This is a genomic window from Prochlorococcus sp. MIT 1307 (genome assembly GCF_034092395.1).
GTDB lineage: Bacteria > Cyanobacteriota > Cyanobacteriia > PCC-6307 > Cyanobiaceae > AG-363-K07.
The window spans coordinates 1,350,562-1,371,427 of record NZ_CP139301.1; the positions used below are offsets into that span (position 1 = coordinate 1,350,562).

The window sequence follows — 20,866 nt, forward strand, 5'->3', positions numbered from 1 at the left end:
GGGTGTCTTGTTAAGGATTAAACAATGCCTTTGTGATGTAACTCATTAGGTTTATGAACTTTCTTGTTTGAGGTCTATATCTATTTGTCGTTCATATATGGAATGTTCGTTAAATAGGCGAGCAATTAAAAAACTTGTGATGCAGCTTATAAGAAGGGGTTTAAGAATTAGTAGATCTTTTGTGAGTGCAAATGCAAGAAACATTGCTGTTATTGGTGTGCGTGAACAGGCTGATACAAAAGCTCCCATTCCTGCAAATACGAAGCTGCTAGGTACATGACCTGTAATTGCCTCTACCCCATCACCACAAACTAAACCAATTGACCCTCCTAAAATCAGCATCGGATAAAATAAACCCCCTGGCGCTCCAGAAGCAGCAGCTAAACCTGTGGTAATAAAAAGTACAGCAAAGATAGTTAATGCCATTGATATATTGATGTTTCCTTCTGCAAGAATTGTTTTTAGCTTCGTTATTTCATGAAATTCATTTGGCAGATAGGCATATATTCCTCCAAGACAAATACCACATAAGCTCATTTTCAGTATTAATCGATTGTGAAACCAGTTTTTTCCTATTTGCAGCATGATCAGAACATAGCGGCAATAGAGTTCGGCTAAACATCCAATAATTATTCCTAGTACAATTAAATATCCAAGATCTATTGGTAGAAAACTGACTTGGGGTGAGTATTCACGTTGCACTTGAAACCCTAAGTTGCTGTCAAAGCCTCCAGCTGTAGGGTCTAGTCCTATAGCTTGTAGTATGTCAGCCCATGTGTCAGCCCAAAATGTTGTAACGACTACTAATAGGAGTACTACTGGTCTTGCTGAATTCAATAATTCTTCTATTACATAGATAAATCCTCCTATTGGAGCACTGAATATGGCTGCTAGGCCAGCACCTCCCCCAGCAGCAACAATGACTCTTCGAAAGGAAATAGGAGCTTTTAATAATTGCGCCATTTTCCAGGCAACAGACCCTCCCATTTGTACAGCTGGTCCTTCGGGTCCCAAAGGAAAACCACTACCGATAGCCATAATGCCTGCAAGTAGTTTGACTAGCCCGACACGTAGTCCCATAGGTACTTTTCGATGACGGAGAAAGGCCATGATGTGACTCACTCCTGAACCACTGGCTGCTGGGCTGAATCTGGTTATTAAAGAGCTGGAAAGAAGTCCTCCTATGCCACCCATGACAGGTAAAACTAACCATGTAGGCATTTTTTCTAAAAGACTAAATCGCCAATCATTTAGAACATCAATGCCTGCTTTAAATAACACTCCGGTAAGTGCTGCACCTAAACCGGTAAGCATTAATGCAATAACTACTATTAACCAACGTTGTTTGAGTAGTTTGCGGATGCTGTAATTTGCTTTACTTGGACGAAGATTATTATCTAAAACATTTCTTTTGTTCATTTTATTTATTTACTGATAGAACCTCTGCTTCTTTTTCTTGACTAATAACTCGACCTTGGTCTTTGAATCCTGGGATTTCATTGAAATTAAGATATTTGTACAATTCATTTGAAATAGGTGCGATTTTTTTTGCTGCAATGGATTGATATTCTTGAAGTGAAGGAATATGACCTAGCAGTGCACATACTGCTGCAAGCTCTGCACTTCCTAGATATACCTGTGCTCCTTTACCTAGTCGATTATTGAAGTTTCTTGTACTGGTTGAAAATACAGTTGAGTTGTCTTCAACCCGTGCTTGGTTACCCATGCAGAGGGAACATCCAGGCATTTCCATTCGGCTTCCTGCTTTTTCAAAGGTTTTATAATGACCTTCGTCTTTCAGGATTTCTTCATCCATTCTTGTTGGAGGGCAAACCCAAAGCTTTGCTTTAGTTTTGCCCGCTCCTTCTAAAACTTTAGCTGCAGCACGATAATGGCCAATATTAGTCATGCATGAGCCTATAAAAACTTCTTGTATTGCATTCCCAGCAACTTCACTGAGTAACTTGACATTGTCTGGATCATTTGGACATGCAAGAACTGGTTCGGTTAATTCATCGAGATTGATATCTATTACTTCGGCATAATCTGCATCTGAATCAGCAGAAATTAGTTTTGGCTTGGCCAACCATTTTTCCATTGCTTTAATTCTTCTGCTAAGAGTTTTTGCATCTTTATATCCACGTACGATCATATTTTTTAGAAGGACAATGTTGCTACGCAGGTATTCCGCAACTGTACTTTCAGACAGTTGAATAGTGCAGCCTGCACATGAACGTTCAGCACTTGCATCAGTCAGTTCAAATGCTTGTTCAAGTTTTAAATCTGGTAAACCCTCTATTTCTAATATTCTGCCATTAAAAACATTGATTTTGTTGGCTTTATCTATAGTCAGAAGGCCTTTTTGGATGGCCATCCATGGAATTGCATTCACCACATCACGAAGAGTTATGTCTGGATGCAATGACCCTTTAAATCTCACAAGTATTGATTCAGGCATATCCAGTGGCATGGCTCCTATTGCTGCAGCAAATGCAACTACACCAGACCCTCCAGGAAACGATATGCCTAACGGGAAGCGTGTATGACTATCCCCCCCTGTCCCAACTGTATCTGGCAATAGCATTCGATTGAGCCAGCTATGAATAATTCCATCACCAGGTCGTAGTGCTACACCACCTCTTTCAGCAAAGAAGTCTGGCAATTCTTTGTGAGTTGTTAGATCTATGGGTTTTGGGTAAGCAGCTGTGTGGCAAAAGCTTTGCATTACAAGATCAGCTGAGAAGCCCAGACATGCAAGTTCTTTCATTTCATCTCGTGTCATGGGTCCTGTTGTGTCTTGACTACCTACTGTTGTCATGAGGGGTTCACAGCTTGTACCTGGTCTTATTCCTGGAAGGCCACAAGCTCGACCTACTATTTTCTGTGCTTGTGTGAATCCTTTACCAAGATCTTTTGGTTTACCTGGACGCAGAAATAATTGACTGGGTTGTAACCCAAGCTTTTCTCTGACTTTGTCAGTTAAAGCTCTGCCAATCATCAGAGGTATCCTTCCACCAGCTTGTATCTCATCACTAATTGTTGTTGGTTTGAGCTCAAATTTCGCAACGATTTCTCCTTCTTTTTCTTCTCCTTTCGCCCTTGTAATGGTGCCCTCAAGAGGACGTATTGTAATGACATCACCAGTCTTTAATTGACTTACATCACATTCGATTGGTAGCGCACCAGAGTCTTCAGCAGTATTGAAAAAGATTGGTGCAATTTTGCCTCCCAGAATCACTCCACCTGCGCGTTTATTTGGCACATAAGGAATATCTTCTCCTATGTGCCATAGCACTGAATTAATTGCTGACTTTCTTGAGCTTCCAGTCCCAACAACATCTCCTACATAGGAGACTGGATGTCCTTTTCCTTTTAATAATTCGATAGTTGCAAGACCTTGCGGGTCACGAGATTCCAGCATTGCGAGAGCATGGAGAGGGATGTCTGGCCTTGTGGTCGCATGCGTTGCAGGTGATAAATCGTCAGTATTTGTTTCACCATCTACTTTAAAAATAGAGACAGTTATTTCTTCTAGAAGTGGTTTTTTAGAAGTGAACCATTGCGCATTTGCCCAATTTTCTACAACTTGCTGAGCAAAATAATTGGTTTTTGAAAGTTCCATAATCTCATTCACTGCGTCATACACCAAAAGGGTGTGACTCAGTCCATAAGATGCACATTGCGCAAGATCCTCATTTTTGTTGGTAAGAATCTCAATTAATGCTGAGACGTTATATCCTCCGATCATGGTTCCTAGAAGCCTTGTTGCTTCTAGGGGTGTTATGAGTGGACTTTTTGTAATTTCATTTGCTATAGAACTGAGCCAAGTTGCTTTGATGTAGGCAGCTTCATCAACTCCTGGGGGAATGCGATTACTGAGAAGAAAAAGCAGTTCCTCACTATCGGATTCAGGCGGATGTTCGAGTAGTTTTGTTAGTTGTTGTACTTGCTCTGCCGTTAAAGGAAGCGCGGGAATACCTTGGGCTTCACGTTTTGCAGCAAGCTCACGATAAGCACTCAGCATTCCAGTAACTCCTTATAGGGTGGGCAAGAATTGTCCAATTCTCTTCTCCACTTTCCCATGTTGAGGGAATTTCAATATTGAAATACAAGTTCTTGATGCCTTGACCTTGAAATTTTCTTAGTCTTAATAGTGCTGAATACGGATTTTGATGACCACCACCTCTGATTTACATGTGGTGGAGACGAGGCCGTTGGTTCCACCAGGCACTCTTCATAGGGATTTCCCCATTGATCTTGATGCAACTCATACGGTTGCTCTTGCTAGAAAAAGAATTCAATCAATTCTTCATGGACAAGATTCACGTTTATTGGTGATTGTTGGCCCATGTTCAGTTCATGATGTTGATGCGGCTAAGGATTACGCAAGCCAATTAAAGCCTTTAAGGGAAAAGTATGCAGAGCATCTTGAGGTGGTGATGCGTGTGTACTTTGAGAAACCTAGGACTACTGTTGGTTGGAAAGGACTAATTAATGACCCTCATCTTGATGGCTCTTATGACATCAACACTGGTTTAAGGATGGCCCGATCGTTGTTGTTGGATTTGGCGCGTGAGGGCATGCCAACCGCAACTGAATTGCTAGATCCAGTTGTTCCTCAATACATTGCTGATCTCATTAGTTGGACAGCGATAGGAGCGAGAACAACGGAAAGTCAGACTCATAGAGAAATGGCTTCAGGCTTATCAATGCCCATTGGATATAAAAATGGTACTGATGGCACTGCAACTATTGCTATAAATGCCATGCAGGCTGCTGCAAGGCCTCATCATTTCTTGGGTATTAATCGAGAGGGCAAAGCTTCAATAGTTAGTACTACGGGGAACCCTGATGGCCATCTTGTTTTAAGAGGTGGCAAGAGAGGCACTAATTATCATCTTGAAGCGGTTCAGGCTGTAGCTCAAGAACTGTCTCAGGTAGGTCTTGTTGAGAGGGTGATGGTGGACTGTAGTCATGATAATTCCAATAAGGATTATCGAAGACAGGCTGAGGTTTTGAGAGAAGTTGTTAGGCAAGTTCGGCAGGGTTCTACACATGTGATGGGTGTAATGATTGAGAGTCATCTGTTAGAGGGGAGTCAAAAGCTTGTGTCAGACTTATCGACCTTGACTTATGGTCAAAGTATTACTGATGCATGCATTGATATAAAAACAACGGCAATTCTTCTCAAAGAATTAGCAGAGTCAGTAATTAAGTAAATCTTCATAGAGGATTTACTTAATTACTCAACCATAACCATCCATAGGCCACTCCAATTGGCACAGTTAAGTTGTCAATACCCAATGGGCTAATTTGCTCAAGCCCCATAGCCAAACCTGCAATTAAGAGTATTGATAGTGGGCTAATCACTGAAGCACTAAATGTCATTATTAATAGGAGAACAATTATTCCTGTTAGGCCCATTGTCAATGTGCCTGCTAGTGATTTTCGCTGGCCAAAGATAATCCAATTTGAAGAATTGACTTGGCGACCTATTAAACCTGCTAAGCCGTCTCCAAATGACATCATCAGCACTCCAGCTGTCACTGCTGCTGCATGATCAGGCCACAAAAGAATTAGTAAAAAGCTAATACTGATTCCATAAGCAATAGTTCCATAACTTTGACGATTAACGTCTTCCAGAGCAGGTAATAGCCGTATTCGGTGATTAATAATTAATGCAATGGTAATAATAATTGCGACTGGAATAGCTAATTCTGCTGATATTCCTAGAAACCAAGCAAGCGGAATAACAGGACCAGTTCCAATGTGGACTATTTTTCGGCTTAACTCTTTTTGGTTCGGAAAAGAATTTCTACATATCGCTGCACCTAATAAAACTGTGCAGATCCAGCCAATAATAATGACAATTGAGTTAGCGTTGCCTAACACTAATTTTAGGCAGCTTGTTGATGATTAGTCATTACTCTTAGTTTCAGAATCGCTTTGGCTTCTAATTGCCTGACTCGTTCTCTAGAGACATTTATTTGACGCCCAATTTCAGCCAAGGTTAAGGGTTCTTCTCCATCCAAACCAAAACGTAATCGCAAGATCTTTTGCTCTCGTTCATTTAATTGAGATAACCAGCCACCTAAATGTTCTTTTTGAATACTTCGGTCCATTCCTTCCATAGGTTCTCCACAACTAGGATCAGGAATCAATTCTCCTAATGTACTGCGATCTTCTTCTCCTCTTGCATGTGCATCTAATGATGCACATGGTGCACTTTGAGCTACTAGATCTTCTAAATCTTGGGGTTCAATTCCCATTGCATGAGCAAGTTCCAAGCGGTTTGGTTGGCGACCAAATCGATGAGACAGTTCTCTGGAGATGCGTCGCATCTTAGAAAGCTTCTCACTGATATGAATAGGCAGTCGAATAGTACGTGCACTATTGTCAATAGCGCGTGTCATGCCTTGACGGATCCACCAATAAGCATATGTAGAAAATTTATATCCCATTGCAGGGTCAAACTTGTCCACAGCTCTTTCAAGCCCAATAGCACCTTCCTGAACAAGATCTAATAGCTCTAAACCTTGATTTTGATATTTCTTTGCCACGCTTACTACTAAGCGAAGATTAGCAGCCATCATTCGATCTCTAGCTCGTTTCCCCATACGAATTTGATGCCGTTGACGTGGATTTTGTTCTTCTAGGGGTACTTCCAATAATTTTTTCATTTTCTGAACGTGGTGAGCGAGTTCTATTTCTTCAGCTGGTGTGAGCAGTGGAACTCTTCCGATGCTGCTTAGATAAAAACCAATCGCATCAGTCCCTAGTCGGCCACCAGTTCGTTGGTGATTACGAGAGCCGTTCCCTCGTCGATTACTTTTTTCTCCACGCTGTTTCTTTGTTGATGGCAACACAGCTTCTGGTGATTGTGCACTAGAAGTACCCTGTGTAGATTCCAGAGGGATCCCCATCACCCTGGCCTCCTATATTTAGATTTGGCCGGAATTTAGCACTTAAAAAGGATAGTAGACATAACAAATTGGAAATCTTTCAGTAACCCTTGAAAAATATCAAAAATTTCTCAATAGCACTTAGGTAAGAATACAGTCAAAAAAACGAATTTGATAGTGGAAGATGAGGATAATCCTAGTCAGACTTGAATTAAGTATTTTTGCTTTGTTGTTTATTCCATCGCTCTATTAATTGCTGTTGAGCACATCTTATTTCTGTTTCTGGTTGGCGCTGGATAAAGCTGCCATCACTTTGCATAACCCATGCTTCTCGATTGTCGTTGAAATAAAGACTTAGGAGTTCTTCTAGTTCTTTGCTTAATTTGGGTGAGTGAATTGGTGTGACTGCTTCAACGCGTCTGTCTAAGTTTCGCCTCATCCAGTCGGCACTTCCTAGATAAGCTTCTGGTTTGCCATTATTGGCAAACCAGAAAATTCTTGAATGCTCTAGAAATCTTCCAATAATGCTTATGACTTTAATATTTTCGCTGATTTCTTTGCGACCTGGATATAGACAACACATTCCTCTGACAATTAGGTCGATTTTTACTCCTGTGCTTGATGCTTCATATAGAAGATTAATAATATTTGGATCTACTAGTGAATTCATTTTTGCCTTTATATGAGCATTTTTTCCGTTTTTCGCGTGTTTAATTTCTCTGCGTATTAGAGATTCGAATCTTTCCCTCAATGTTACTGGTGCTACTAATAATTTTCTATAGGATTGTTGTTTTGAAAAACCAGTTAAATAGTTAAATAACTCCACTAAATCCTGTCCTAACTCTGGCTGTGCAGATAATAAACTTAGATCTGTATAAAGTTTAGATGTTTTTGAATTATAATTTCCTGTTCCAATATGGAAATAACTTCTTAGTCGCTCTTTTTCTTTTCTTACTACTAAAGCAATTTTTGTGTGTGTTTTCAATCCAACAACACCATAGACAACGTGTACTCCTGATTGTTCAAGATGTTTAGCCCATTGAATATTATTATCTTCATCAAATCGTGCCTTTAATTCAACTAAGGCCATTACTTGCTTGCCGTTTTCAGCTGCACGTATTAGCGCGGCAATGATGGGAGAATCTTTGGAGATTCTGTATAGTGTCATCTTGATCCCCATTACCATCGGATCATCAGCTGCTTGATTTATGAATTCTTCTACTGAAGTTGTAAAAAGATCATATGGATGGTGGAGAAGTAAATCTTCTCTGCGAATTATTGAGAAGATACTTTTGAATTCTTCTTTTTTGATGGATCCATCTTCTAATAATCCTCTTTGACTATTTTGGAGTGATTTATGAGTTACGCCTTGATGAGATTCAATTTTGAGATTAGGAAGATTGATTTTTGTCAAACTAAATAGTTCATCTAGTCCTAAGAAGCCCTGAACCTGATATAGGTCTTCTGCATTGACAGCCATCCCTTCCATTAGCAAATTCAAAATTATCTTTGGCATTTTCTCGGATACTTCAAGCCTTACTACCTCACCTCCTATCCGTCGTTTTTGAAGGCCTTGTTCAAGAGCACTCATAAGGTCATCGGCTTCAATGTCTCTTAGCTCCAGGTCGGCATCTCTTGTGACTCGAAAAAAGTAGTGCTCTTCAATTTTCATGCCAGGAAAAAGCATGTTTAAATTAAATCCAACTACTTGCTCTATTGGTATACAGATATGAATTGGCTTTGGCTCTATTTCACTGAATTCGGTAGGAATAGATATAAAGCGGTCCATAGTTTTTTGCGGTATTTTTACTCTGGCAAATTGCCGTTGATTTGTTTCAGGATCTATTATCATTGCAGCAACATTTAGGCTTAGATTGCTTACAAATGGGAAGGGATGTGCAGGATCAACAGCTAGTGGAGTGAGAACTGGGAAAATAGCTGTTTGGAAATAGTTGTTAATCCATAGTTTTTGGCGAGAATTGAGTTCTTCATAATCGAGCAGCTGAACATTTTTTTTAAAAAGGTTGCTTTTTAAATGCTTAACATAGTGAGTTTGTTGCTTTTTTAGTAAGGGCGTTAGTACACATCTAATATCTTTAAGTTGTTGTTCAGGCGTTTTTCCATCTTCGCTTTTTTTGGTTATGCCAGCTTCTACTTGTGTTTTTAGAGAGGCTACACGAACCATAAAAAATTCATCGAGGTTGTTACTGAAGATCGCACTAAATTTTGCTTGCTCTAGTAGCGGTGTTCGTTCATCAAGCGCTTGTGCAAGAACTCTTTTGTTGAATTCGATCCAGCTCAATTCTCGATTGATGTAAGTGGTTTGTTTTTTGATATTTTTAGTCATTGATTAACATGTGTTTTCGTATTAGGGGTGCTTAGAAAGTTATTTAGCATGCACTAAGAAGTGTGTGGGTGCGATCTTTTAATTAGATATTGGTTGCTTTTTGTTTCTAGGTAATGCATTACCTGAGACCAAAGCAATCACAATTATTAAAAGACAAGTTGTGCCATAGAACGGACTTCTTTGCCCTAAAAGGTCATAGCAAATACCTGCTGCACTTGCACCTAGAAAAGTACCCAAACTTTGTAGCCCTTGAAGACTCCCAAGCACAGCTCCTTGACCTGTTGCATTTAATCGTCTTGATATTAGTGCGCGTAAACAAGGTGTGACTAAGCCAGTTCCAATCGCTAAAACGCCGACAGCGTTGAAAACCATTGGAATTGAATTTTCTGTGTTAGCAAGAGTTAAAAGAATGCAGCCTGCAATAACGAATCCTATCCCTGTCAATGTGAGACGCCATTCTCCGAAACGCTTCACCAGTGGGCCAATCAATCCTCCTTGCACGACCATTGCGACAACCCCAACTATGACAAAAGCTTGGCTGGATTGTTGAGGCGTCCAACTAAAGGCCTCTTTGAGATAAAGGACTAAAACAGCTGTGAAGCCATTGAAGGCCATGAAAAAAACAAAGAATGCTACACATAGTCGTCTTGATAAGGGGTTGATGAAGACAAGACGGAGTTGAGTAAATGGATTGAGTTCTCTTTTGCGTATGAAGGAGTTACGTGCCTTTTTAGGAAGGGTTTCGGGCAGTATCCATATGACTAAAAACAAGTTTATTAGGGCAAATAGTGTTGCTGCCCAAACAGGCAGCGTGACACTAAATCTTGCGAGAGCTGTGCCTAGACCAGGTCCAAGTACGAATCCCAGGCCAAAGGCAACACCTATGAGACCGAAAGTTTTTGCACGGTTTTCGGGCGTGGAGATGTCCGCCAAGACGGCCGTAGCAGTAGCTGCAGTTCCTCCACTAGCTCCATCGATGACTCTTGCAATAAAAAGGAGTAATAGCGGTAGGCCAGTCCCCCAAATTGGTAAGAAATTATTCCAGTTGAGGCTGACTGTTACCGCAAATAGAAACAGTCCTATTACCGAACCGGATACGCAAGTGATAATTACTGGTTTTCTACCAAAGCGATCACTCAGAGCACCTATTAAAGGTGCTACTGCGAATTGCGAAATCGCGTAAGTTCCTGCTAAAAGGCCAAGTGTGCTTCCATTAGTAGTAAATCGTTCCAACAGAAATGGAAGCAAGGGAAAGACGATTGTTTCTCCTAGCCTGTCATTTAATAGTGTTATGAAAGCACTAAGAAGAGTAGGAACCTTGGGCAAGTGCACAGATGTAAGTTTCTGGATTCATTTCACCATCCCACACAGCTTGTTAATTGACGTGCTGAGGTTGTAATCAGATGCTGATCAAGTATGAATTGCACCCACTTCGAGCTTCTGAACATGAAGTTGTTAGGGAAGTGTATTCAGATGCAATTGAATCTCAAGGGGATCGTTTTTATACAAAAAGGCAAATTCAGGCCTGGTCTGGCTTGGCTTGGTTGCCAGGTTTTCTGGATAGATCACTGGAGGAAGGAAGAGGTTGGGTTAGTGTTGAGCAACAGCAACTGGAAGCATTTGCTGTGAGATATCCTTTAAACCGGTTGGCACTACTCTACTGTCGTGGTCGATCTGCTCGCAGAGGTCATGCAAATGCTTTGTTAGATCGATTGGAATTAGAAGCTAGGGAAGAAGGTCAAACTGAATTACTAACTGAAGCAAGTTTTTTGAGTTATCCATTGTTATTACGACGTGGCTGGAAACTCATATCTCCTGAAGCTCTAGAGATAGGTGGGGTGAGTTTTGATCGGTATCGTATGAAAAAAAAGCTTTGAATTAAGGGCTATTTCTCGGCCTTTCTCAATACGTTGATTTTTTTTCTCCATGAAATTAATTCTTCGAGAGTTTGTTTTGCTAATCCTTTTCTCATAATGATATCTGCCTTATTTAGTCCTGCTTCAAGACTTTTTGCTTGGCCTGCCAACCATAAGTAGACCCCTGCATTCCAATGAACTGCTGTTTGGAAAGGGCCTTTATTTTCAAGTGCTTGTATGGCTAACTTGCGCCATTCATCTAGATTGCTCCATTCAATATCTTGACCAGAACAATCGTGATCATTTGCATGAAGGATTGTTCGTTTGAATTGATTGTGTGTGATACGCCCTGTTATGCATGCACGACTTATTGGAAGATCTATTCCACCTTCAAGGCCTTTAATTGAAATGAGATCTTTTTCTCCAATAAGCGCAAGAGCTTTGTAGGCTCTTGCTTCGGTGGGAGGATGAACAAATCCACTTACAAGTAAATGTTCTCCTTTGTGAGCGGTCCATATGAGCTCCATGCTTGCTAATGGAGGTCGTTTGCCAAGCTCTTCTCGATAATCAATGAGACTATCTGCTAAAGGGAAGTGATCTGGTTGATGAATTAGTGCCAGTCCATTTTCATCAAAGCAAGTTTGTAATTCTTGAATTGATAGTCCTGTTAATTGAAGGCCCAGCACTTCAAATAGTTCAGCTGTAGTGAGTCCAAATTTGATAGGCATACGCTTTCCACCCTGTAATACGACTGGTTGTTTTGCACTTAAAAGCACTAGTGTTGTTAAGGGATAGATGGGTACTGTTCGGTTGCGTCCATCGAAAGGCATGCCAAAGCATATGGGCCGAGTCTGTTTTTCCTTTGACGTTAGTTTTGGTCCTAATTCTGAGTAGGCATCTATCATTCCAGCGAGTTCTTGTGCTTCCGGTCGTCGAATACGATGCGCAATCATGAATGCTCCGATTTGAGCAGGAGTGGCCTGCCCCTGAAGAATTATTTTTAGAGCCTCTGCAGACTCTTCACGGCTCAACCCACGACTCGTATGTTCTCCACTACCAATTTTGCGGAGAAAGGTTTTAAATTCCTCTTTGCGTTCAAACACTTTGGGATGATGTTTTTAGGAAATCGTTCTTCAGTTCCTATTGCCGTTGTAGTAGTAGTTGCTACGAATCTTTGATTTGATGTGTGAATCAAAAAATCTGAAGATTCATATGACCTCTACAAAAAAGGACTTATTGACATTTTAATTGTTTTGAAAATGATCATTACGAAGGCCGATTATCCTCCTTTTGGTCCATTGAGATTGGCTGCGAATTGTTTTGTTATGCAGTTATGTGTGTAGAACCATTTCCTTGGATACCTAGAGGTTTTAAATAGATGGAAATTGGTTTCAAATGGATTCCCTGTCTTGGCGCATGGTCAGTATGGTTTTCCATGGTTCAAGCTTTAGTAAGACAGGAGCTGCAATTGCAATTTTCAGCAATGCCGAATGAACTGGTCCATTGGGTATAAGCTAATCGCTTTTTCACTAACTACTTTTGCTAAAAAATTTGGGCTTTCTCACCTTTTCTTTGCATTGATCTTTTTCTACTGACATGCTTTGTGCACACTGCGAGAAATATGATATTTCCTGGGCATTTATTCAATTTGCCTTGGATTCAAAGAACTGTTGAAACTGCTTCTATGACTGAGGATAAATATGGAACTGTGTATCTCGTGGGGGGAGGCCCTGGTGACCCTGACTTGTTGACAGTTAAGGCGCAACGTTTGTTAGGGCAATGTGATGCTCTTGTTTACGACTCTTTAGTGCCTCAGGAATTACTTGAATTGGTTTCAAAGTCTTGTCAACTATATTTTGTTGGGAAGCGACGAGGCCATCATTCCATCCCTCAGTCGAAAATTAATTCTGTTCTCCGTGAAATGGCTCGCACCTATTCTTGTGTAGTTCGTCTTAAGGGTGGGGATCCTTTTTTATTTGGAAGGGGAGCAGAAGAAGCAGCTTATTTAGAATCTCATGGAGTCCCTGTAGAAGTTGTTCCTGGTGTTACGGCTGGAATTGCGGTGCCTGCATATGCAGGAATTCCTGTTACTCATAGACGCGCGGGTTCTTCTGTCACTTTTGTTACGGGACATGAGGGCATTGATAAAATTCGGCCTTTTGTAAATTGGCGGGCCCTTGCTTTGGCGAGTGATGGACTGGTTATTTATATGGGTCTACATAATCTTCAATACATCGTTGATGAATTGATCGCAGGTGGATTGAATCCATCCACAACATCAGCCGTTATTCAGCAGGGCACAGTGATTGGACAGAGATGTTTAAAAGCTCCATTGCATGATCTTGTTGGAGAAGTAAAAAGACTGGAATTTGCTTCCCCTTCGATTGTGATGATTGGTCCATATATAGATTTTCAAGTGGCAACATCTGCTCCCCAACCAGCTAATGTCACGATGCCAATAACATTTTGATTGGCTTGATCACAAAAGCTTGATCTCTAATAAAGATAGCCAAAATGCTTTTGGATTAGCATTCATAGTTAGATATTGATTATTTAATTTTTTAATAGCTCTACAGCTAAGACTATTAATTAGTAGCCATTCATCTTTTGGAAAAGGTTGTGCATTAATTGTCTCTTCTTTGATTATTCCAGCATCTAAACCTTGTTGCCTCATAACTCCCGCTAAACACCCACTTTTTAAGGGTGGTGTTAGCCATTGATTGTTACGCTTGACTAAAAGATTAGATGTTGTCCCACAAGATATCTCGCCGCTATTACTGAGTAATAAAGCATCGTCATAACCCGCAATATTTGCTTCTGATTTTGCTTGGATTGCTTGACCATAAGCAAATGTTTTGCATCTACTGATTTGACTATTGGCATTACGCATCTCATTACGACTAATAATCGTCGATATGCATTCGAACTGTGGTTCGCCATCATTGATTTCGAGCCAAAAACGATGACTTGACGCTTCGTTTTTATCTGTAGATATTTTGATATTTCGAGAATAATTGTCCCCTCTAGTCCAATTAAGTCGTAGTACACCATTTCTGTTGTTCAACGATAGTCGTTGTATTGCCTCATCAATCAGAGGTCTCAACCACTCTTCTGAAGGAGGTGATGCCATCCTTAATATTGATGCACTACGCTTCCAGCGATTGAGGTGATTGGTAAGCAATTGAACTTTGCCTTTGTAAATTAAAAGGGTTTCAAAAATTCCATCTCCGAGGGTTAAGCCTCGGTCACAGATTGGAATGGCCAGTTCGCTTGCATTGCCCCATACACCGTTGATCCAGGCGATGTTGTTATTTAGGTTATGGTTCATTGTAATGCCTCTAATAGGGGCATTAATTTCCATTTAAGCTCCTGAGATTCGTCAATTGGGTCAGAATCAGCAACAATTCCACAGCCAGCATTAGCTCGTAGTGTTTTGTTTTTCATCATTATGGAGCGAATAAGAATATTGCTATCGAAAGTGCCGTCCCAGTCGATATGCAATATTGAACCGCAATATGGACCTCTCGCTGTTGGTTCAAGCTCATGTAGACGTTGGCAGGCTCGTAGTTTAGGTGCACCACTAATAGAGCCTCCTGGCCAAGCAGCTTCTATTAAATCTATCCAAGTTTTATTCGGCTCTAAGTCCCCGTGGATTACTGAAGTAAGATGATGAACTTGCGAGTAACTTTCTAATCCTACTAATTGGGGAACACATATTGATCCTGGTTTGCACACTCTTCCTAGATCGTTTCGTAGCAGGTCGACGATCATTACATTCTCTGCTCTGTCCTTAGGACTGCATACAAGCTCCATGGCCATAGCCGCATCTTTATTGCGTTCAGAATGCCGTGGTCTAGTGCCTTTGATTGGCCTTGTTTCGACTTTACCTGTTGGCTCTACTTTCAGAAAACGTTCTGGTGAAGAGGAGATGATAGCTTCATTTCTTGCTGCTCCTGCACCTATTACAACACCTCCAAAGGGTGATGGAGACTTTTTTCGGAGCCGTTGAAAAAGATCAATAGCATTTATTTTTTTTGTTAATGAGGTAGTGCAGCAGGCTGTAAGATTTGCCTGAAAAATGTCTCCACGAGCTATTAAGTCTTTTATAAGATTGACATTGCGGGAATATTCATCTTCTTTTGTAAGCCATATCCATGCATCAATGGGAATTCCATATAACTCCTTTATTTGTGATTCTTTAGCATCTTCTTGATGCATGGAAACTTGTTCTAACCAGGTTGCAAACTTTTGGTACCGATCTTTGTTGTGGCCTTCGAGCCAGAGTTGTTGTTTGTGAACATCAAATCTCAATATAGGATCATGAGATGCAATCCATAAAGTTGCCATTTCATCAGATTTCCATGGATTGCATGGCTCTATCCATGCACCTGCTTCGTAGCCAAGCCAACCAGTCCAGTGACCTGGTGTTAAGTTTCTGAGCACTTCAAAAGGATTGACTGCTTTTTTGTCTCCAGGTATTCCATGACAGGTGGCCTGTGCAATTGGATTTGCGGCTAGCGTTATCCATCTACCCATTTGACTTCCGTCACCATCTAGCCATATAAAGCCAGCTTCTCCCCATTGGTTGATTAATTTCTGAGCTAATAGCTCAGGTGGTTGCCAACGATATTGTTGTCGCTTTGGAATTATCACAATTGGCTATTGCTACATAGGTCTATACGTCCTGCTTTTTTTAATGCTTCATCTCGAATACGACAGCTATCACATTGACCACAGGCTTGTTTTTGTCCTTTATAACAGCTCCATGTTCTCTCGATTGGTATTTTCAATCTCAAAGCTTCTTCCACAATTTGTATTTTTTCCCAATGGATAAGTGGAGCCCATAGTTCTGTTCCATGGCCTTCGCGAGCAGCTTTACTGGAGAGATTGGCAAGTTTTTGGTATGCTAAAAGATAATCAGCACGACAATCAGGATAACCTGAGTAATCCATAGCATTGATTCCTAGTATGAGTTGATTAGCTCCACGGGCTTCTGCAAAGCTCAGTCCAATAGCTATAAAAACAGTATTTCTGCCAGGGACATAGGTGTTTGGTATTACTCCTTTCATTACTCCTTTAATGGGTATTGATTGCTTTACATCTGTTAGAGAAGAGCCGCCCCAAGCTGCCAAGTTGATATCGATGGTTTGATGCTCATGCAGTTCCAAGTAATTAGCTATATAAGCTGCAGCTTCTAATTCACGATGATGCCTTTGTCCATAATTGAACGATAGACCTATGACGTTTTGGCCTGCTTCTTTGGCTATTGCAGCAGCTGTTGCAGAATCTAAACCTCCTGAAAGAAGGGCAATAGATGTATTGTTTCTCATCTGTCTAAATACGTTGATTTAGCGTATTTTGAGCCATTTGTGGGTTTGCATGCTAAGTCTCCATTGAGGATTGCTTTTGACGTATTCAAAAGCCAAGGTTAAGCCTTGCTCATTATTCCATCCTGGTTGAAGAAATAATAAAGGTCCTTTCATTTTTTTGGTTTGTTTGGCGATATGTTCGGCAAAGACTAAATCCTCTTTGTCATGTATGACTACTTTTAACTCTTGACATGCTTTTATCAGTGCTATCCGGGGAGGAGCATGTCGTTTTGGAGATAGTGTTATCCAGTTAGGGCTACCGCTTAGTGGATCCACTCCACTAGTTTCTAAATGAATGGGTAAAGCCATTTGGTTTTTGGTGGCTGTGGCTTTTCTGATTGAATCGCAAAGGGGTTCTAGATTGTGATGCAATGGTTCTCCTCCAGTAATCACTACAAAAGACGCTCCTTCTGATCTTGCCTTTATTGTCTCTTCTGATAGTTGGATGATGCTTTCTTCTTGAGAAACATGCTTTGACCACGAGTTTTTAGTATCACACCAGGAACATTGCACGTTGCAACTTGCAAGCCTAATAAAAAAGGCACTTCGACCAGAGTGTGCTCCTTCTCCTTGCAAGGAATGGAATCGCTCCACAACCGGTAGTGTGGATGACATTAAGATTGCTTGGGTAACACTTTCTCTACCGCAGATTTTGTTTGCTGTATTGCTTCATTAGGTGAACCAGGAAGACGTAATTGAGCTGCTTGAATTAACCCTTTAAATAGAGGATGAGGTTTTCCAGGGCGTGATAAGAATTCAGGATGGTATTGGCATGCTGTGAAGAAGGGATGTCCTTTTAGCTCGATAAGCTCTACAAGACGACCATCTGGCGACGTACCGCTTATGGAATATCCAGATTCAATAAATAGATTTCGATATGAGTTATTGAATTCATAGCGATGTCGATGACGTTCATAAACGACTTGCTCGCCATAAAGTTTTTGCACCATTGTGTCCAACTTCAGTCGGCAAGGATAGACCCCTAGCCTCATTGTTCCACCTAGATCCACTACGTCTTGTTGTTCAGGAAGTAAATGAATAACTGGATGCTCTGTGTTTGGATCAAGTTCAGAGCTAGTTGCGCCGATGAGGCCCGCTTGATTGCGAGCCCATTCAATGACGGCGCATTGCATTCCTAAGCACAGTCCAAGGAATGGAATACGTTGCTCCCTTGCCCATCTGATTGATGTGATTTTGCCATCTACTCCACGATTTCCAAATCCACCGGGAACTACAACAGCATCCATGCTCTTCAGAAGTCTTTCTGGTCCTTCAGTCTCGATTTTCTCTGCAGAAACCCAGTGAAGATCTAGAGAGGCATCTTGTGCAATACAGGCATGGCGGAGTGCCTCGACTACCGAAAGGTAGGCGTCGTTTAACTGAACATATTTACCAACCAAGGCTACTTTCACTGCAGGTCCAGGGTGACGAAGCTTGTGAACTATGTCTGCCCAATTTTGCAAATCACATTCATGATCTTTCAAATCAAGCACTTCCAGTATTTCTCGACATAGACCTTCTTCTTTGAGAGCCAGAGGAACTGAATAGATACTGTCTGCATCTAATGAAGGGATTACGGCTCGGTCTTTAACCCCACAAAAGCCGCTGATTTTTTTTCGTAATTCATTATTTATTGGTCTATCACTACGACATACCAATAAGTCTGGTTGTATCCCGATAGAGCGCAACTCCTTTACTGAGTGTTGCGTAGGTTTGGTTTTTAATTCACCAGATGTGCCAATAAATGGCAAAAGTGTTACGTGAATATAAGCAATATCATTTCGCCCTACATCACCTCTGAATTCACGAATTGCTTCTAGAAAGGGTAGTGATTCAATATCACCAACAGTTCCCCCTATCTCAGTTATTACAACATCAGCTGCACTATTAGCAGCTACTCGATGAATTCGCTCACGAATTTCACCAGTAATGTGGGGGATGACTTGGACGGTCCCTCCTTCGTAGTCTCCTCGTCTTTCTTTATTAATGACGGATTGGTATATCGATCCAGTTGTCACACTGTTCAATCGAGACATTGCTGTGTCAGTAAAACGTTCGTAATGACCTAGATCTAAGTCTGTTTCGGCGCCATCTTCGGTTACGAATACTTCTCCATGTTGAAAGGGACTCATTGTCCCTGGGTCTACATTTAGATAAGGATCAAGTTTTAAGATTGATACGTTGTAGCCGCGTGATTTTAGAAGCCGGCCAAGGCTTGCTGCAACGATTCCTTTGCCGATGCTTGAAACAACTCCACCGGTTACGAAGACAAACTTTGCCATTTACTTCTAAGTGACTCTTTAAAGTACCTCCTAGATCTATTAGACCAAAAAAATTAAAAGGTTTCTTTGTGACTGGTCAATTTTCTCCATAATTCCCAAGTGCCATTTATTCCTAGAGATGTAATACTTTGTTTGGTTTCCATTTTAAAGATCAGGTCTGATTGCAGTATTGATTGAGTTATGTATGTGAGTTATCTCTTTTTATCTGCTTTCTTAAGTGTTTTTACTCCTTTCTTGAGTGGATGGATTATTTAGTTTTTGCATTTTTATTCGGGATCTATCCAAGTGCTAGCAACATGAAGTTCTTTGAGTTGATTGTCTTTTGCCGCTCCTGGAGCTTCTGTCATTAAGCAACGAGCTTGTTGAGTTTTTGGGAATGCGATTGTGTCTCGAATTGATTCTTCACCAGCAAGTAACATGACAATTCTGTCTAGGCCAAACGCTAGTCCACCATGGGGGGGAGCACCCATGGTGAGAGCTTCCATCAAAAAGCCGAACTGTTTTTTTGCTTCATTTTCAGGTAGTCCGATTGTCTTTAAGACTTGATTTTGTAGTTCTGGGTCATGGATTCTCAGTGACCCTCCACCAATTTCCAGGCCATTTAAAACGAGGTCATAAGCTTGTGCACGAGCTTTAGGGAGTTTTTCTTTCCATTCGTGCTTCTGACCTAAATCTTTTTGATGTGGCGCACAAAAGGGGTGATGTAATGCTTCAAGGCGTTTTTCTTCAGTATTAAATTCAAACATAGGGAAATCAATTACCCAAAGAAAATTCGGATATTGCTTATTCTTTTCTTGATTAATCAGCTTGAGTTCATTTGCGATAAATTGTCTGACTCGATCAAGGGCTTTGTTGACTATTTCAGTTTTTCCAGCACCAAATAAAATAAGATCTCCTTCTTCAGCACCAGTCTTTTTGAGAAGAGCTTGTTTTTGCTCAGCGCTGATATTGTCCTTTATTGCTCCAATAGTATCAATTGCACCTTCTTGCCGTACTTTTATAAAAGCAAGGCCACCTGCACCGGCTTTTTGGGCTTCACTGAAAACATCTCCCCCTGGTTTAATACGTACGTTACTAAGACTATTGTTTCCATTTTTAACAGTGATGCATTTCACTGAGCCTCCTGCAGCGACCGCTCCAGAGAAAACTTTGAATCCGATTTCTCTAACAATTTCATTAACCTCAATTAATTCCATTCCATAGCGAGTATCTGGCCTATCTGTTCCATAACGTGCCATTGATTCATGCCATGTCAGTCTTGGAAAAGGGAGGCTTAGATTGATTCCTTTGACTTCTTTCCATATTGCTGCGATTAGCTTTTCATTAAGGTTAAGAATTTCTTCTTGACTCATAAAGCTCATTTCGAGGTCTAATTGGGTGAATTCAGGTTGCCTGTCTGAACGGAGGTCCTCATCACGAAAACAACGCGCTACTTGGTAATACCTTTCTATCCCTCCAACCATTAACAATTGCTTGAATAGTTGCGGTGATTGAGGGAGAGCAAACCACTCTCCACCACAGACTCTTGAGGGAACAAGATAATCACGGGCGCCTTCAGGTGTAGAGCGTGTAAGAACAGGAGTTTCTATTTCGATAAAGCCTTCGTTTTCTAGAAAGTGGCGCGCGGTTTTGATCGTGAGGTGGCGTAAGCGGAGGTTTTGATTCATGCGTTCACGACGAAGATCTAAATAGCGATGGCGAAGTCTCAGTTCTTCTCTGACAGGTTCTTCATCGTGAATAGAGACAGTGAATGGCAAGTTGCCTTTGACCTGATTCAAGACATTGAGTTCATTTGCTAGAACTTCAATTTTGCCGGTATTCAGTTTTTCATTAATTGCTTCTTTAGGTCGTGATCTGACTTTTCCTTTTATTTGGAGCACCGTTTCGTTTCTAAGGTTTTCAGCTACAGCAAATAACTTGTCACCTTGGTCAGGATCTACTGTGATCTGCACTGTCCCACTCCAGTCTCTGAGATCAATGAAAATCACTCCGCCATGATCTCGACAGCGATCTACCCATCCGCATAGTTGAACATTCGAGTTAATGTGCTTGGTGCGCAGTTCACCACAACCATTGCTGCGCATGGGGAAAGACTTCTGTAGGCAAAATG

The 20,866-nt window shown here is 41.0% G+C and carries 16 protein-coding genes; 3 read left to right on the forward strand and 13 right to left on the reverse strand.

Annotated features, from left to right (window positions below):
- Nucleotides 1-51: 51 nt before the first annotated feature.
- A complete protein-coding gene (locus tag SOI82_RS06900; RefSeq protein WP_320666716.1) occupies nt 52-1,419 on the reverse strand; it encodes a ClC family H(+)/Cl(-) exchange transporter in 1,368 nt (455 codons plus the stop codon).
- Nucleotide 1,420: 1 nt separating this feature from the next.
- Entirely contained in the window at nt 1,421-4,024 is a 2,604-nt protein-coding gene (gene acnB / locus SOI82_RS06905; RefSeq protein WP_320666717.1) for a bifunctional aconitate hydratase 2/2-methylisocitrate dehydratase, read from the reverse strand.
- Nucleotides 4,025-4,172: 148 nt separating this feature from the next.
- Here acnB and SOI82_RS06910 point away from each other — a divergent pair, with 148 nt between their 5' ends.
- Nucleotides 4,173-5,219 (forward strand): 3-deoxy-7-phosphoheptulonate synthase, encoded by a 1,047-nt coding sequence (locus SOI82_RS06910; RefSeq protein ID WP_320666718.1) that lies wholly within the window; start codon nt 4,173-4,175, stop codon nt 5,217-5,219.
- A gap of 19 nt (nt 5,220-5,238) precedes the next feature.
- On the opposite strand, the gene SOI82_RS06915 is transcribed toward SOI82_RS06910, so the two are convergent.
- The 4 genes from SOI82_RS06915 to SOI82_RS06930 all read right to left on the reverse strand — a co-directional run bounded on the left by SOI82_RS06915 (nt 5,239) and on the right by SOI82_RS06930 (nt 10,581).
- Complete coding sequence (locus tag SOI82_RS06915) at nt 5,239-5,892, reverse strand: dolichol kinase (protein ID WP_320666719.1); 654 nt, start codon at nt 5,890-5,892, stop codon at nt 5,239-5,241.
- A 5-nt stretch (nt 5,893-5,897) separates the two neighbouring features.
- The gene (locus SOI82_RS06920; RefSeq protein WP_320666720.1) at nt 5,898-6,923 is read right to left on the reverse strand and encodes an RpoD/SigA family RNA polymerase sigma factor; all 1,026 of its coding nucleotides are present in this window, start codon (nt 6,921-6,923) and stop codon (nt 5,898-5,900) included.
- Nucleotides 6,924-7,113: 190 nt separating this feature from the next.
- Complete coding sequence (gene ppk1, locus SOI82_RS06925; RefSeq protein ID WP_320666721.1) at nt 7,114-9,249, reverse strand: polyphosphate kinase 1; 2,136 nt, start codon at nt 9,247-9,249, stop codon at nt 7,114-7,116.
- A gap of 78 nt (nt 9,250-9,327) precedes the next feature.
- Complete coding sequence (locus tag SOI82_RS06930) at nt 9,328-10,581, reverse strand: MFS transporter (protein ID WP_320666722.1); 1,254 nt, start codon at nt 10,579-10,581, stop codon at nt 9,328-9,330.
- Between the two features lie 71 nt (nt 10,582-10,652).
- Here SOI82_RS06930 and SOI82_RS06935 point away from each other — a divergent pair, with 71 nt between their 5' ends.
- A complete protein-coding gene (locus tag SOI82_RS06935; protein WP_320666723.1) occupies nt 10,653-11,126 on the forward strand; it encodes a GNAT family N-acetyltransferase in 474 nt (157 codons plus the stop codon).
- A gap of 8 nt (nt 11,127-11,134) precedes the next feature.
- Here SOI82_RS06935 and SOI82_RS06940 read toward each other — a convergent pair whose 3' ends face one another.
- Nucleotides 11,135-12,208 (reverse strand): anthranilate phosphoribosyltransferase family protein, encoded by a 1,074-nt coding sequence (locus SOI82_RS06940; protein ID WP_320666724.1) that lies wholly within the window; start codon nt 12,206-12,208, stop codon nt 11,135-11,137.
- 581 nt (nt 12,209-12,789) lie between these two features.
- Here SOI82_RS06940 and cobA point away from each other — a divergent pair.
- Entirely contained in the window at nt 12,790-13,575 is a 786-nt protein-coding gene (cobA, locus tag SOI82_RS06945) for a uroporphyrinogen-III C-methyltransferase (RefSeq protein WP_320666725.1), read from the forward strand.
- A gap of 9 nt (nt 13,576-13,584) precedes the next feature.
- On the opposite strand, the gene SOI82_RS06950 is transcribed toward cobA, so the two are convergent.
- The 6 genes from SOI82_RS06950 to aspS all read right to left on the reverse strand — a co-directional run bounded on the left by SOI82_RS06950 (nt 13,585) and on the right by aspS (nt 20,840).
- Nucleotides 13,585-14,433: an aminotransferase class IV gene (locus tag SOI82_RS06950; RefSeq protein WP_320666726.1), complete on the reverse strand. Its 849-nt coding sequence runs from the start codon at nt 14,431-14,433 to the stop codon at nt 13,585-13,587.
- Entirely contained in the window at nt 14,430-15,758 is a 1,329-nt protein-coding gene (locus SOI82_RS06955) for an anthranilate synthase component I family protein (RefSeq protein WP_320666727.1), read from the reverse strand. Before SOI82_RS06955 ends, SOI82_RS06950 begins: the two co-directional genes overlap by 4 nt.
- Complete coding sequence (gene queC, locus SOI82_RS06960) at nt 15,755-16,435, reverse strand: 7-cyano-7-deazaguanine synthase QueC (protein ID WP_320666728.1); 681 nt, start codon at nt 16,433-16,435, stop codon at nt 15,755-15,757. Before queC ends, SOI82_RS06955 begins: the two co-directional genes overlap by 4 nt.
- Nucleotides 16,436-16,453: 18 nt before the next feature.
- Nucleotides 16,454-17,089: a 7-carboxy-7-deazaguanine synthase QueE gene (locus SOI82_RS06965; protein WP_320666729.1), complete on the reverse strand. Its 636-nt coding sequence runs from the start codon at nt 17,087-17,089 to the stop codon at nt 16,454-16,456.
- Nucleotides 17,089-18,756, reverse strand: a complete 1,668-nt coding sequence (locus SOI82_RS06970) for a CTP synthase (protein WP_320666730.1) — start codon at nt 18,754-18,756, stop codon at nt 17,089-17,091. The genes SOI82_RS06965 and SOI82_RS06970 overlap by 1 nt, the downstream gene beginning before the upstream one ends.
- Before the next feature lie 266 nt (nt 18,757-19,022).
- Nucleotides 19,023-20,840 (reverse strand): aspartate--tRNA ligase, encoded by a 1,818-nt coding sequence (gene aspS / locus SOI82_RS06975; protein WP_320666731.1) that lies wholly within the window; start codon nt 20,838-20,840, stop codon nt 19,023-19,025.
- Nucleotides 20,841-20,866: the final 26 nt, after the last annotated feature.

Bases quoted from the DNA above. Each gene is read 5' to 3' on its own strand.
- aspS (WP_320666731.1), bottom strand. From the start codon at position 20,840: ATGCGCAGCAATGGTTGTGGTGAACTGCGCACCAAGCACATTAACTCG.
- SOI82_RS06920 (WP_320666720.1), bottom strand. From the start codon at position 6,923: ATGGGGATCCCTCTGGAATCTACACAGGGTACTTCTAGTGCACAATCA.
- SOI82_RS06910 (WP_320666718.1), top strand. From the start codon at position 4,173: ATGACCACCACCTCTGATTTACATGTGGTGGAGACGAGGCCGTTGGTT.
- SOI82_RS06935 (WP_320666723.1), top strand. From the start codon at position 10,653: ATGCTGATCAAGTATGAATTGCACCCACTTCGAGCTTCTGAACATGAA.
- SOI82_RS06965 (WP_320666729.1), bottom strand. From the start codon at position 17,089: ATGTCATCCACACTACCGGTTGTGGAGCGATTCCATTCCTTGCAAGGA.
- SOI82_RS06950 (WP_320666726.1), bottom strand. From the start codon at position 14,433: ATGAACCATAACCTAAATAACAACATCGCCTGGATCAACGGTGTATGG.
- SOI82_RS06970 (WP_320666730.1), bottom strand. From the start codon at position 18,756: ATGGCAAAGTTTGTCTTCGTAACCGGTGGAGTTGTTTCAAGCATCGGC.
- acnB (WP_320666717.1), bottom strand. From the start codon at position 4,024: ATGCTGAGTGCTTATCGTGAGCTTGCTGCAAAACGTGAAGCCCAAGGT.
- SOI82_RS06900 (WP_320666716.1), bottom strand. From the start codon at position 1,419: ATGAACAAAAGAAATGTTTTAGATAATAATCTTCGTCCAAGTAAAGCA.
- queC (WP_320666728.1), bottom strand. From the start codon at position 16,435: ATGAGAAACAATACATCTATTGCCCTTCTTTCAGGAGGTTTAGATTCT.
- cobA (WP_320666725.1), top strand. From the start codon at position 12,790: ATGACTGAGGATAAATATGGAACTGTGTATCTCGTGGGGGGAGGCCCT.
- ppk1 (WP_320666721.1), bottom strand. From the start codon at position 9,249: ATGACTAAAAATATCAAAAAACAAACCACTTACATCAATCGAGAATTG.